Origin of the sequence: Acidovorax sp. ACV02, from assembly GCF_014851475.1 — a bacterium.
Lineage (GTDB): Bacteria > Pseudomonadota > Gammaproteobacteria > Burkholderiales > Burkholderiaceae_C > Acidovorax > Acidovorax delafieldii.
In genome coordinates this window covers 662,709-675,888 of record NZ_JACUZU010000001.1, presented here as the reverse complement: position 1 = coordinate 675,888, position 13,180 = coordinate 662,709, and the positions used below count along the sequence as shown (strand labels likewise).

At 64.7% G+C, this 13,180-nt stretch carries 10 protein-coding genes; 6 read left to right on the top strand and 4 right to left on the bottom strand.

Features of this window, described 5'->3' with window-relative positions:
* Positions 1-55 precede the first annotated feature (55 nt).
* The gene (locus tag IB236_RS03145) at positions 56-1,636 is read right to left on the bottom strand and encodes a methyl-accepting chemotaxis protein (protein WP_056743451.1); all 1,581 of its coding nucleotides are present in this window, start codon (positions 1,634-1,636) and stop codon (positions 56-58) included.
* A 245-nt stretch (positions 1,637-1,881) separates the two neighbouring features.
* On the opposite strand from IB236_RS03145, the gene IB236_RS03140 reads away from it, so the two are divergent.
* Complete coding sequence (locus IB236_RS03140) at positions 1,882-2,121, top strand: glycine zipper 2TM domain-containing protein (protein ID WP_056061634.1); 240 nt, start codon at positions 1,882-1,884, stop codon at positions 2,119-2,121.
* 114 nt (positions 2,122-2,235) lie between these two features.
* Here IB236_RS03140 and IB236_RS03135 read toward each other — a convergent pair whose 3' ends face one another.
* Positions 2,236-2,883, bottom strand: coding sequence for a DedA family protein (locus IB236_RS03135; protein WP_056061629.1), 648 nt, complete (start codon positions 2,881-2,883; stop codon positions 2,236-2,238).
* Between the two features lie 108 nt (positions 2,884-2,991).
* On the opposite strand from IB236_RS03135, the gene mutL reads away from it, so the two are divergent.
* The gene (gene mutL, locus IB236_RS03130; RefSeq protein ID WP_192418749.1) at positions 2,992-5,079 is read left to right on the top strand and encodes a DNA mismatch repair endonuclease MutL; all 2,088 of its coding nucleotides are present in this window, start codon (positions 2,992-2,994) and stop codon (positions 5,077-5,079) included.
* A gap of 67 nt (positions 5,080-5,146) precedes the next feature.
* Positions 5,147-5,833: a hypothetical protein gene (locus tag IB236_RS03125; protein ID WP_192418747.1), complete on the top strand. Its 687-nt coding sequence runs from the start codon at positions 5,147-5,149 to the stop codon at positions 5,831-5,833.
* A 90-nt stretch (positions 5,834-5,923) separates the two neighbouring features.
* On the opposite strand, the gene IB236_RS03120 is transcribed toward IB236_RS03125, so the two are convergent.
* A complete protein-coding gene (locus tag IB236_RS03120; protein ID WP_192418745.1) occupies positions 5,924-7,798 on the bottom strand; it encodes a hypothetical protein in 1,875 nt (624 codons plus the stop codon).
* 382 nt (positions 7,799-8,180) lie between these two features.
* On the opposite strand from IB236_RS03120, the gene IB236_RS03115 reads away from it, so the two are divergent.
* A complete protein-coding gene (locus tag IB236_RS03115; protein ID WP_056743458.1) occupies positions 8,181-8,933 on the top strand; it encodes a methyltransferase domain-containing protein in 753 nt (250 codons plus the stop codon).
* Positions 8,934-9,051: 118 nt separating this feature from the next.
* Here the strand turns inward: IB236_RS03115 and IB236_RS03110 are convergent, their stop codons facing one another.
* Positions 9,052-10,215 (bottom strand): glycerophosphodiester phosphodiesterase, encoded by a 1,164-nt coding sequence (locus IB236_RS03110; RefSeq protein ID WP_146871172.1) that lies wholly within the window; start codon positions 10,213-10,215, stop codon positions 9,052-9,054.
* A 276-nt stretch (positions 10,216-10,491) separates the two neighbouring features.
* Between IB236_RS03110 and gdhA the strand changes: the two genes are divergently transcribed.
* Both gdhA and IB236_RS03100 read left to right on the top strand, forming a co-directional pair.
* Positions 10,492-11,835, top strand: coding sequence for an NADP-specific glutamate dehydrogenase (gdhA, locus tag IB236_RS03105; RefSeq protein ID WP_099729752.1), 1,344 nt, complete (start codon positions 10,492-10,494; stop codon positions 11,833-11,835).
* A gap of 152 nt (positions 11,836-11,987) precedes the next feature.
* Positions 11,988-13,121 carry a PilT/PilU family type 4a pilus ATPase gene (locus IB236_RS03100; protein ID WP_056062158.1) on the top strand — a complete coding sequence of 378 codons (1,134 nt, stop codon included), beginning with the start codon at positions 11,988-11,990 and terminating at the stop codon, positions 13,119-13,121.
* Positions 13,122-13,180: the final 59 nt, after the last annotated feature.

Below are 13,180 nucleotides of genomic sequence, written 5' to 3'. Positions count from 1 at the left end.
GCACTCCGGGCCCCGAAGGCCTGAGGGGGTGAAGACCGTGCGGCACTGAAGGCGGTCAGCGCCCCAGCCGGAACACGCTCACGATCTCTGACAACCGCGCCGCCTGGTGCTTGAGGCTGTCGGCCGCCGCAGCGCTCTGCTCCACCAGGGCCGCATTCTGCTGGGTGACCTGGTCCAGCTGCATCACCGCCTCGCCCACCTGGCTGATGCCGATGGTCTGCTCGCCCGTGGCGCTGGAGATCTCGCCAATCAGGTCGCTCACCCGCTGCACCTGGGCGACGATATCTTCCATGCTCTGCCCGGCGTTGCTCACCAGCTGGGTGCCGTTCTCCACCTTCTCCACACTGGCACTGATCAGGGCCTTGATCTCCTTGGCCGCCTCGGCGCTGCGCTGGGCCAGGCTGCGCACCTCGCTGGCCACCACGGCAAAGCCACGGCCCTGTTCACCGGCGCGTGCGGCCTCCACCGCCGCGTTCAGCGCCAGGATGTTGGTCTGGAACGCGATGCCATCAATCACGCTGATGATGTCGGTGATCTTTCGGGACGCGGCCGAGATGTCCTGCATGGTGGTCACCACCTGGCCCACCACCTCGCCGCCCTTGACCGCCGCCTGCGATGCCGAGCCGGCCAGCGTGGCCGCCTTGCGCGCGGTGTCGGCGTTGTTCTTCACGGTGCTGGTGATCTCTTCCATGGAGGCGGCCGTTTCCTCCAGGTTGCTGGCCTGTTCCTCGGTGCGCTGGCTCAGGTCGGCATTGCCCATGGCGATCTCGCTGGAGCCCGTGGCAATGCTGTCGCTGCTGTGCCGTACGTCGCCCACGATGCGCACCAGCGAGGTCTGCATGCCCTGCATGGCACGCATCATCTCGGCCACCTCACCACGCCCTTGCACCTCGATGGGTTGGGACAGGTCACCCTCGCCAATGCGCTGCGCCACCGCGCTCACCGCCCCCAGGGAGCGGCGGATGCGCTGCACCACCACCCACGACAGCACCACGAGCAGCGCCAGCCCTGCCACACCCGCCACCAGCACGGTCATGCGGTAGGACTGGATGAGCTCTGCCGCCTCGGCCGCCTGCTCGGCCGAGCGGCGCACCTGGTAATCCACCATCTTGTCGGCCACGGCGTTGTATTTGTCCAGCACTGGCGCAAACGTGCCCAGCGCATAGGCGCGCGCCTGGGCCATGTCACCCGCCTTTTTCAGCTCCAGCGACTTGTCGCGCGACTCCAGGTACGACTTGCGGATGGTGGCCAGCTCTTCCTGGATGCGCAGGCCCTCCGGGCTGTTTTCCAGCTCGGTATAGCGCTTTTGCACCTTGCTGGTGTCGGCGGTGGTGGCGGCCACTGCCTCCTTGAAATAGTTCTGGAGGTCATCGCCCTCGGTCTGGGCGATGGAGAACACACGCGTGGAATTGACGGCGATGTTGCTGCGCCAGCGCAGCGCCAGTTGCAGCCGCTCCACCTGCTCGGTGGCCAGCTGATCCACCGTAGCCCCCAGCCGCTGCACACGCACCAGGCTCAGCGCCAGGACGACCACCAGCGCCAGCACCGCCACGCCCACAATCAACCCGATCTGCTGCGCCACCGTCAGCTGGGTGCCCACGCCGCCCCGGCCGGCTTGCTGGATGTGCTGGGTCATCGCGTGTCCTTGTGTAAGTTTTGTATGACAAGGAAATGATCTGCCTGCGCAACCCGGTTGGCAACAGCGACAGGCGCAGGGAAACCCTTAGTTCCTCCTGTGCCGCCTGTCCTACACCCAGCACCCTTGCCTGCCTACAGCCACCGCGCGGCCGGGCAGCCACAGTAGAGGCACAGGTCGAGCTTCAGCCGCTACCGCGGATTGGGGACCACGGCCTGACTCCACAACCATCAAGGAATCTCGCCATGAACATCCGTCACATTCTTCTTGCGACTACCTGCACTGCGGCCCTGGCACTGGGTGGTTGTGCATCCAACCCCACCAACGCCCAGGTCGGCACTGGCGTCGGCGCCGTGGTCGGTGGCGTTGCCGGTAACGCCATCTTCGGCGGCCCTGTTGGCACCATCGGCGGTGCCGCTGCCGGCGCCCTCATCGGCCATGAAGTGGGCGAAGACCGCGACCAACGCCGCCCTTACCGCCGTTAAGCCTCTGGGACTTCCCTCCCCGCCCAGAGCGTTGATCTGGGCATAAAAAGAGCGGCAGGCGCATGTAAATCATGCGCCTGCCGCTCTTTTTATTTGTAGCAAATTCGCTGCCTATCAGGCTGTGCGGGCCTGGCGCCCGGCGCGCCAGGCGCCAAAGATGGCGATCAGGCCCGGCACAAAAATCATCGCCCAGATGATCTTGTCCAGGTTCTCCTTGACCCACGCAAAGTTGCCGAAGAAGTACCCGGCCGTGGCAATGCCCAGCACCCACAGCAGCGCCCCGCCCACGTTGTAGGCGGTGAACTTGGCACGATTCATTTCCGCCACGCCCGCCACGAAGGGCGCAAACGTGCGGATGAAGGGCATGAAACGCGCAATCACGATGGTGATGCCACCGTAGCGCTCGTAAAACTCATGCGCCTGGTTGAACGCCCGGCGGTTGAACCAGCGCGAATCCTCCCACTGGAACACCTTGGGGCCAAAGTAGCGGCCGATGGAGTAGTTGCACTGGTCGCCCAAGATGGCTGCCGCCAGCAGCACCGCGCACGCCAGCGGAAAGCTCATCATGCCGGCACCACACAGCGCGCCCACGATGAACAGCAGCGAGTCGCCCGGCAAAAACGGCATCACCACCAGGCCTGTCTCGACAAACACAATGGCAAACAGCAGGGCGTACACCCACATGCCGTAGGCCTGCACAAACGCCTCCAGATACTTGTCCACATGCAGGATGAAGTCGATGAGAAAAGTGACAAGTTCCATGAAAAGGCGGGCCTGGGCGCAGCGCGGAAAAAAGGTGGGCGCATTATCCCCATCACGCCCCACCCCAGCCCGATACCCCTGCGCAGCCCCCGCCCTAAAATCCGGTGGGTGAACGACACCACCCCCTTCCTCGCAGCGGCGCAGCCCGCCTCCAGCCCCCCCAACACCACGCGCCGCCCCATCCGCGATCTGCCCGATGAACTCATCAGCCAGATTGCTGCGGGTGAAGTGGTGGAGCGCCCCGCTTCGGTGGTGCGCGAGCTGGTGGACAACGCGCTCGATGCGGGTGCCACGCAGATCACCGTGCGCCTGTCGGCCGGTGGCGTGCGGCTGATCACCGTGGAGGACGATGGCGGCGGCATCCCGCAAGAAGAGCTGCCTGTGGCCTTGCGCCGCCACGCCACCAGCAAGATCACCAACCTGAACGACCTGGAGACCGTCGCCACCATGGGCTTTCGGGGCGAGGCACTGGCAGCGATTGCGTCGGTGTCGGAGATGGCCCTGCTCTCGCGCCCGGCCGCGCAGGCCAGCGCCTTCTTGCTGGACGCCCGCAGTGGTGAGCTGCGCCCCGCCGCGCGCAGCACCGGCACCACGGTGGAGGTGAAGGAACTGTTCTTCTCCACCCCCGCGCGCCGCAAGTTCTTGAAGACCGATGCCACCGAGCTGGCGCACTGCATTGAATCAGTGCGCCGCCACGCACTGGCACGGCCCGACGTGGGCTTTGCCATCTGGCATGAAGGCAAGCTGGTAGAGCAGTGGCGCGCCACCTTTGTGCCGGGCCAGGGTGATCCGCAGGACGTGCAGGACGCGCTTGCCCGCCGCCTGTCGGACGTGCTGGGCGAAGACTTCGTCACCCAGTCGGTCGCCGTGCAGCACCGCGTGGGCCCGGTCACCGTCACCGGCCGCGCAGGCCTGCCCGACGCGGCGCGCTCGCGGCCCGACCACCAGTATTGCTACGTCAACGGCCGCTTCGTGCGCGACAAGGTCCTCACGCACGCCGCCCGCAGCGCCTACGAGGACGTGCTGCACGGGCACAAGCAGCCCATTTATGCGCTGTATGTCGAAATCGACCCGGCGCGTGTGGACGTGAACGTGCACCCCACCAAGATCGAGGTGCGCTTTCGCGACAGCCGCGAGGTGCACCAGGCCGTGCGCCATGCGGTGGAAAACGCGCTGGCTGCGCCCCGGGCTGCCGCATTGGCAGCCGCCGCGGCGGCCCCCCCCCCCTCCGCAGCCGGTGATGGGGAGCATTTCAAGCCCCAGACGCCCCAAGCGCCAGTGTGGAATGCCCAGGCCGCTATCAAATTTGAAGAACGTGGTCACCGTGTGGAAGACCTGCAGGCCCTGTGGGGGCCGCGCAGTGCGACGCCTGCCAGCCCCGTGGCAGACCCCGCATCGGGCGCGGCCGTGGGCGGTTTGTGGGCGCCCTCGGCCCAGTCAGATGCGCCCGCAGCATGGGCAACGCCTGCCGCATCCCATGCATCTGCCACGCCCTGGGACGGTGCGCCCTCCGCACAGACGGCCGCTCCGGTTGCAGGCTCCCCCACCGAGCCCCTGGCCAGCAACCCACCCACGGCCTGGCCCGTGGGCCGCGATGGCAACGAAACCGCCTGGCCCCTGGGCAAGGCCGTGGCCCAGTTGCACGGCGTGTACATCCTGGCCGAAAACGCCCAGGGCATGGTGGTGGTGGACATGCATGCCGCCCACGAGCGCATCGTCTACGAACGCCTGAAGGCCCAGGTGGACAGTGGCGCGCGCATTGCCAGCCAGCCCTTGCTGATCCCTGCCACCTTCGCTGCCACGCCGCAGGAAGTCGCCACGGCCGAAGAGTCTGCCGACGTGCTGGCCACGCTGGGCCTGGAGGTGGTGCCCTTCTCGCCCAAGACGCTGGCCGTGCGCGCAGTGCCCATCACATTGGCGCAGGGCGACCCGGTGGAGCTGGCCCGCAGCGTGCTGGCCGAGCTGGCCGCCCACGACGCCACCACCGTGGTGCAACGCGCCCGCAATGAAATCCTGGGCACCATGGCCTGCCACGGTGCCGTGCGGGCCAACCGCAAGCTCACCATCGACGAGATGAACGCCCTGCTGCGCCAGATGGAAACCACCGACCGCTCCGACCAGTGCAACCACGGCCGCCCCACCTGGCGGCAGTTGAGCATGAAGGAGCTGGATGCGCTGTTCCTGCGCGGTCGGTAGCGGCGGGCACTTCCCCGCCCGCGACATAGCCAGAGCCCTTTCCTCCAGCCATTGCCCACCGCCCTCCATGACCCAGCACCGCTACCACCGTACCACCCACGCCACCGCATCGCGCATGCTGGCAGCCACTACCACCCTGTGCGTGGCCTGGTCCGCCCACGCCGGGCGCCCCCTGACCGTGGACGATGCGGGCGTGGACGAGGTGGGCCATGGTCACGTCGAAGTGTGGTGGGAGGGCCAGCGCGGCCAGCCCGGCACGGTGTACATGGCCCCTGCCTTCACCCCCATGGCGGGACTGGAGCTGGGCGCCGTGCTGGCGCGTGACCGCAATGAACGCCACACCTTGCAAGGCGTGCAGGCCAAGTGGCTGTGGAGCCCCGCACAGGAGCAGGGCTGCAACGCAGGCAGCAGTGCCGGTGTCGTGCACCGGCGCCAGAGTGCCGGGCAAAGCGCGGGCAGCGTGGTGGCGCTCAACCTCATCGGCACATGCGCCGCGACCTGGGGCGTGGTCAATGCCAACCTGGGCAGCCAGCGCGAGCACGGCCAGTCCTGGCGCGCCACCTGGGGCGCCTCGGTGGAAGGCAGCTGGGGTGCCATCACGCCGCACCTGGAGGCCTTTGGCACCCGGGGCAGCGCCCCTACCTTTCAGACGGGTGCACGTTGGGAGTGGGCGCCAGGCAAGCAGCTTGACGCTACCGTGGGCCGCCAGCAAGGTCGCACCTTGTTGAGCCTGGGGTTTGCGCTGGGGTTCTGACCCGACGCAGCGCCGCATAAAACCGCAGCTACTGCCGCCCCGCCCAGCATCCTCTTGCCCCCACCGGCAAAGAGCAGGGGGACAAGCCGCTCAGGGCAAGGCGCGCGCTGCTGCGGACACGTCGCATTGCAGCGCTACCGGAGGCGTCGCCACGGTAATGGAAGCACCTGGCCGCGCCGGCAGCAAGGACCACTCCAGCGTGTAGTAGTTGCTGCCCATGTACCTGAAGTGCTCGGCGCGCGGCGGCACACTGGAGCTGGCCTGCACCAAGGACCAGCCCTCCGGCGGGGGTAGCACCGTCTCGTCGGTGCATCGCAGGGCCACGCGGAGCACAGAAGGCCCCGGCGCGCTGATCTGCAGCGCAATACCCTCTCGGTGCGTGGCTGGCAAGAACGTCATGTAGTCCAACCGTTCGTCGGTAAAGACATTGCCACCTTCGCGGCCGTTTACGCGCACGGACAGCGGCGCAAAGGCATACACCGCCGCACCGGGCAGCGCAGCCACGGGCACAAGCCCCTGGGTGAATGCGGTCGGCACCGCCTGAGCCTTGGGTTCGATCAGATATTGCGTGGCCAAGGCGCCCCCCGCAGCGACCTGGCACCTGGCGTCGAACTGGCGGTTCGTCATATCGCGCACCAGCATCCAGTACAGGCCCCGAAGCTGGCTCTGACAAAGGGCTTCGGATTCCACATAGTCCTGCATGGCGCGCAGGTACCTGAAGCTGAAGGATGGCGCCCAGCGTTGTGGCCCCCCGATGCGCGGAAAGAACGACACGTTGGCCCCGAGGTCCAGCTTGCCCAGCGCCTCAAACTGCCGGTACAGCGCCCATTGCCCGCCCAACGCCATAGCGCCAACGGCGGCCATCACCGCAAGCCAGGCCGCCGCGCTGCGAGCCCAGCGCGCACTGGCGCCAGCCCAGCCGTAGGCCGCCAACAAAGCCATCCAGGGCTGGATCACATCCAGGTACCAGAACGCGCCAAAGGGCAGCAGCAGCATGGCCATACCCCACCACACCAGTACCGCCGCTGCCACCCAGCGCATGGAGGAAGACCGGGCGGCCCGAACCAGCCCCAGCAACACTCCCACCAGCAACACTCCCAGCAGCACAGCGGCGGCGGCGGCCACCATGGGCAAGGCAGGCTCAATGCCCGCGACCATGTGGTAGGGCATGGCCAGTGCATCCCACCATTTGCCCGGACTCAGCAGCCGGCCAGCGAGCGCCGTCCAGCCCGCCTCGGACGGTGGCGGCGGAGCCGCCACCACACGCTCGATGCTCCACGGCTTGGCCCACAACGCCCACCAGGCCGTCAGGACCAGCACCACGCCGATGCCAGCCCAAGTGCCGCGCTGGCGCAGCACGGATGGATGAACCACGGCAAACAGTCCCATGACCACCGCCAGCAAAGCCGCCGAGGGGTGAACCTGCAGCAGTACGAACATCGCCAGCACCAGCGCAAACCAACCTGTGTCCGGCCGGTGCAAGGCACGTACCCACAGCGCCAGTACCAGGCTGGACAGCCCCATCACCAGCGCCGGATTCCAGGCACTGTGGGTGTATACGCTGCCAAAGATGGGCATGCACAGCGCTACATAGGCCAGCGCAACGCGGCTTCCTAGGTGCGTGCGGAGCATGGTCCATGCCCAGCCGATGCAGGCCACGTTGAAGAACCCGAAGGCGGCAAAGATGCTGACCTCGCTGTCCACCACCAGCAGGGGCAGGCCCAGCAGGTAATAAAACCCCGGGGGAAGAAAAAACCGACCGTTGAACGGGGTGCTGCTCTGGGGCCACTGGCCGCGGTGCAACCACTGGCGCACTGTGTCCACGTCGCGAATCTGGTCGGGGCCATGGAAAGTGAGATCGCAGTAGTACAGCTGCAGGAAACCGAATCCCAGCAACAGCAGCACGGCCAACCAATCGCAGGGCTGTGCGCGCTGCACTGGGGAGGAAGCAGAGGGTGCGGTCATGGAAGAGAAAATCGACTTGGTGGGCTGGCACCGCAGCTGACGTGCCGGGAACGCGCTGGCGGAAATATGGGCGAACAACCTGAAAATGCGAAGTCCCGCATAAGGCGCGCCAAATCGGGAAGAATACAACGCAAAACTCGGCGATAGCGCCAGCCCCCTGCCGCAGCGTTGGTCTTATGCAAATGGGTCCCACGCATTGGCTGCCAGGGACTACCTCACTGAACACACGAAAAATCTCGATCTTGAAAACTGCAATCACATCCCTCATCCGCAGATTGGTAGGCACGCCGGGCCTTGACAGCCGGCTAGCAAGTATTGAACTGGCTCTTCAACAAAAAAAGAAGTACCCGTAGCACCCGCAGCACGTTCGCTCTGCGGATCCATGACCGAGGTGCGCAAAACCGTTGCAGACAATTTCATTGCGGGCCACGGGTTGGAAATCGGTGCCTTCGCTTCGCCCCTGCCAGTGCCCGACGCGGCTCGCGTAACTTATGTGGACAAATACAACCTGGAAGACTTGGACGCGAATCACAAGGTGGCTGGCTTATCGCTGGGGGATTTTGGGGTCGATCTGAGCACCGTGATCCGCCCGGACATCGTGGACGATGGCGAATGCCTTGCGAAAGTGGGGGACTACTCACAGGACTTCGTGATTGCCAACCATGTCCTGGAGCATTTTGAAGATCCGATAAGGGGCTTTCGCAACATGCTCAGAGTGTTGAAACACGGAGGCATCCTGTATTTGAGCCTGCCCGAAATGCGGCATAGCTTTGACAGCGTCCGACAACCCACGCCCTTTGAGCACCTTCAACGAGACTATGAGGAGGGGCCTGCCTGGTCGCGGGATTCGGCCTATGCCGAGTTTGCAAAGATCTTTGCGGCCAACGGAATGGACAAAGGGCTTTTCCCACGCCACAGCGGCGCGGCGCTAAAGCAGTTCGAAAATGAAGTAGCCCAGGAATTGAATGCAGCCGACTACAGCATTCACTTTCACGCCTGGACCATGGAGGGCATGGTGGACATGTTCTCCAGGATCAAGCCCCTGTACCGCCTCGCTTACGAGACACGGCTGATTCTGAAAAACAAGGAAGAAGTGATCTTCATCTTTGAAAAAGCGGTGCCTCATATTGCGTAGATTTCAGGCACAGGCTCTTTCATTCTTTCGCCGCCCATAAAAGAAAGCGCCTCTCGGCGCTTTCCTGCGGGTAGCTCTTGGGGATTGCAGCCGGGCGGTGCGCCCCCGGGCGAGGGTGTCACTGATCCCGCGCAGCCTTGGCGGTGTCGGCAAAGTCGCTGAACACGCCGTCCACACCCAGGTTGAAGAACAGCTTGTACTCGGCCTTGGGATCACCCTTGAAGTCCGAGGCCAGGCGCTTGGCTTCGTTGCGGAAGGTGTAAGCGTGCACGAACAGGCCTTCGGCGTGGGCGTTCTTCACCACGTCGGTGGGCGCCATCATCACGCGGTCGCGCTCGTCGATCTTGCCGTCGCCATTCAGGTCGTCGGCCTTGCTATCCTTGTTGGCATCCACTTGCTTAGAGGGGATCAGGTACGGCTTCCAGGGGCCAATGCCGTCGGCATAGGTCTTGACTTCCTTGAGGCCTGCGGGGGTCAGCAGGCTGGCGAAGGTGCGCGAGTCACCGGCCACAGCAAAGTCATAGGGCTTGTCGTACGGGGCCACCAGCGACATGGTGCCATCGGGGTTCACATCGTCCGCGTCCACCAGCTGCACCAGGCGCACCTGGGTCTTGGTGCGCAGGTACTTGAGGTTGGAAACCTCGAACGACTGGATGATGACGGGCGAGCTCTTGGAGGTGTAGCCGTACTTGGCCAGGATGGCCAGCAGGCGGTCTTCCAGCGGCAAGCCTTGCTTGACGTGGTAGGTGGGGTGCTTAGTCTCGGGGTACACGCCCACGGTGCGGCCAGCCTTGGCGCCTTCGGTCTTAGCCAGGTCCAGCACTTCTTCAAAGGTGGGGATCTGGAACTTGCCGTTGTACGACTGGTCGCGGTCCGACAGGGGCTGGATGGCGCGCAGGGTCTTGAGTTCGGCCAGGGTGAAGTCGGTGACAAACCAGCCTTCCTCCTCTACGCCATCGACCACTTTCTTGGTCTTGCGGCCCGCAAACTCGGCGCGGGTGGAGACATCCGTGGTGCCCGTGATGTTGGGCTCATGGCGGGCAACCAGCACACCGTCCTTGGTGGCGACCAGGTCGGGCTCGATGAAGTCGGCGCCCATGTCGATGGCCAGCTTGTAGCCCTCTAGCGTGTGGTCGGGCCGGTAGCCCGCCGTGCCCCGGTGGCCGATCACCAGGGGCTTGTCGCCGTTCAGGGTGGGGTACGGATAGTTGTCGCTGCCGCCGCAGGCTGCCAGCGTGGCCACCATGGCCAGCGCTCCCCATTTCACACCAGTGATGTGCATGCTCTTCTCCTCGCTATGTTGTTGGTAGAACCGCCGAACTGTGGAGTCGGCATGTGACAAGACCATGACGTCCTTTTTGCAAACGCATGACGGTCGCACCACACACCAACCGCACCAATATGTGGCGAATATCTCGGCCACATTCCCCACCATTGTGCATAGGCATCGGCATGAACGTATAACTTTTGAACATAATTCGATGTTGCAGTGCGCCAAACCGGTGCGTTAGCGATCTTTGACGTTGTTGACCTTTTGATGCTGAAAGCCTTTTGAACCATGAAACACGCGACCGCCGAGAGCTTCCTTTCCCACGTGGCGCTCCGCAACCCCGGCCAGCCGGAATTCCTGCAAGCCGTCACCGAAGTGATGGAAAGCCTCTGGCCGTTCATTGCGCAGCACCCGCGCTACGCCGAGCATGGTCTGCTGGAGCGGCTGGTGGAGCCCGAGCGCGTCGTGATGTTCCGCGTGTCCTGGGTGGACGACCATGGCGGCGTGCAGGTCAACCGGGGCTACCGCATCCAGCACAGCATGGCGATTGGCCCGTACAAAGGCGGCCTGCGTTTTCATCCGTCAGTCAACCTGTCGGTGCTCAAGTTCCTGGCGTTTGAGCAGACCTTCAAGAACGCACTGACCACGCTGCCCATGGGTGGTGGCAAGGGCGGTTCCGACTTCGACCCCAAGGGCAAGAGCCCTGGCGAAGTCATGCGCTTTTGCCAGGCGTTCGTGACCGAGCTGTACCGCCATGTGGGCCCCGACACCGATGTGCCCGCCGGCGACATCGGCGTGGGCGGCCGCGAGGTGGGCTTCATGGCGGGCATGTACAAAAAGCTGGCCAACAACGCGGCCAGCGTGTTCACCGGCAAGGGCCTGTCGTTCGGCGGCTCGCTGATCCGCCCTGAAGCCACAGGCTACGGCACGGTGTACTTTGCGCAGGAAATGCTCAAGACCCGAGGCCGTTCGTTCGACGGCCTGCGCGTGTCGGTGTCCGGCTCGGGCAACGTGGCGCAATACGCCGTGCAAAAGGCGATGGAGCTGGGCGCCAAGGTGGTGACGGTGTCGGACTCCAGCGGCACCGTGGTGGACGAGGATGGCTTCACTCCCGAAAAGCTCGCCATCCTGATGGATGTGAAGAACCACCTCTACGGCCGCGTGAGCGACTACGCCGCCCGCACGGGTGTGAAGTTTGAAGCCGGTGTCCGCCCCTGGCATGTGAAGGTGGACGTGGCCCTGCCCTGCGCCACGCAAAACGAGCTGGACGAGAACGACGCGAAAACGCTGATCCAGAACGGCGTGCTCTGCGTGGCCGAGGGCGCCAACATGCCCTCGACCATCGAGGCCGCCAAGGCCTTTGAGGCCGCAGGCGTGCTGTACGCCCCCGGCAAGGCCAGCAACGCAGGCGGCGTGGCCACATCCGGCCTGGAGATGAGCCAGAACGCCGCCCGCCTGTCCTGGCCCCGCGAGGAGGTGGACGCCCGACTGCTGCAGATCATGCAGGGCATCCACGCAGCCTGCCTGCACTACGGCAAGCGCGCCGATGGCAGCGTGAGCTACATCGACGGCGCCAACATCGCCGGCTTTGTGAAGGTGGCCGACGCCATGCTGGCGCAGGGCGTGGTGTAAGGGGAAGGGCCGGGCCTTGGAACGTGTTTGCGTTCCAAGATCCTGTTCACGCAGCAAATCACTGGGGCTTCGTCCCCTTTGTTTTTGGCGCGCAGCGCAGTGCAGGCTATGCTGCACTTGAAAACCAATACGCACACTTTCGGGAGTCCGCCGTGGAAATCTTCAGCTTCTTGAACGTCATGGTCGAAAAGGGAGGCTCGGACCTCTTTTTCAGTGTCGGTGCGCCGGTCAATCTCAAGATCGAAGGGGTCACACACCCGTTGAAGATGCCCGCCTTGTTGCCCGGCCAGGTCAAGCAGCTGGCCTACGCGGTGATGAACGAAAAGCAGATCGGCGAGTTCGAGGCCAAGCAGGAGATGAACCTGTCGATCTCGGCCGAGAACCTGGGGCGCTTTCGGGTCAATGTATTCGTGCAGCGCGGCGAAACCGGCATGGTGGTGCGCTACATCAAGAACAAGATCCCGCCGCTGGCCGCGCTGGGCCTGCCCCCGGTGCTGGAAAAGCTGGTGCTGCGCAAGCGCGGCCTGGTGCTGGTGACCGGAGCCACGGGCTCGGGCAAATCGACCACGCTGGCGTCGATGATCAACTACCGTAACGAGAACGTCACGGGCCACATCCTCACCATCGAAGACCCGCTGGAGTTTTTGCACGCGCACAAGCGCTCGGTGGTGGACCAGCGCGAGGTGGGCATCGACACGCAGTCGTACGAAGAGGCCCTGAAGAACGCGCTGCGCGAGGCGCCGGACGTGATCATGATCGGCGAGATCCGCGACCGCAACACCATGAAGCAGGCCATTGCCTATGCCGAGACCGGCCACCTGTGCCTGTCCACGCTGCACGCCAACAACGCCAACCAGGCCATGGAGCGGGTCATCAACTTCTTCCCCGAAGACGCCCACCACCAGCTACTGATGGACCTGAGCCTGAACCTGGCCGGCGTGATCTCGCAGCGCCTGATCCCCGGCCTGCACGAAAAGCTGGTGCCTGCGGTGGAGGTCATGCTCAACTCGCCCTACATCGCCGACCTGATCGCCAAGGGTGAGTTCTCGGGCATCAAGGAGGCCATGGGCCACAGCACTGAGATCGGCATGTGCACCTTTGACCAGGCGCTGTACCAGCTCTACACCGACGGCCGCATCTCGCTGGACGAGGCCCTGCACAATGCGGATTCGCGCACCGACCTGGCGCTGCGTGTGCGCCTGGCGGCCGGCGTGACCACGCAGGATGCAGGAGAGCTTTCCATCGATACCTCCTCGCCCATGCAGTCGGCCTCGCGGCTGTCGTGAACGGAGTGCTGGCGCCAGGGGTATCGTCTGCTCTACCACAGCAAGCCACCGGCTCCCGT

What these genes read in the sequence shown, in the direction of transcription:
- IB236_RS03140 (WP_056061634.1), top strand. Translation starts at nt 1,882, where the DNA reads ATGAACATCCGTCACATTCTTCTTGCGACTACCTGCACTGCGGCCCTG.
- IB236_RS03145 (WP_056743451.1), bottom strand. Translation starts at nt 1,636, where the DNA reads ATGACCCAGCACATCCAGCAAGCCGGCCGGGGCGGCGTGGGCACCCAG.
- gdhA (WP_099729752.1), top strand. Translation starts at nt 10,492, where the DNA reads ATGAAACACGCGACCGCCGAGAGCTTCCTTTCCCACGTGGCGCTCCGC.
- IB236_RS03125 (WP_192418747.1), top strand. Translation starts at nt 5,147, where the DNA reads ATGACCCAGCACCGCTACCACCGTACCACCCACGCCACCGCATCGCGC.
- IB236_RS03135 (WP_056061629.1), bottom strand. Translation starts at nt 2,883, where the DNA reads ATGGAACTTGTCACTTTTCTCATCGACTTCATCCTGCATGTGGACAAG.
- IB236_RS03115 (WP_056743458.1), top strand. Translation starts at nt 8,181, where the DNA reads ATGACCGAGGTGCGCAAAACCGTTGCAGACAATTTCATTGCGGGCCAC.
- IB236_RS03110 (WP_146871172.1), bottom strand. Translation starts at nt 10,215, where the DNA reads ATGCACATCACTGGTGTGAAATGGGGAGCGCTGGCCATGGTGGCCACG.
- IB236_RS03120 (WP_192418745.1), bottom strand. Translation starts at nt 7,798, where the DNA reads ATGACCGCACCCTCTGCTTCCTCCCCAGTGCAGCGCGCACAGCCCTGC.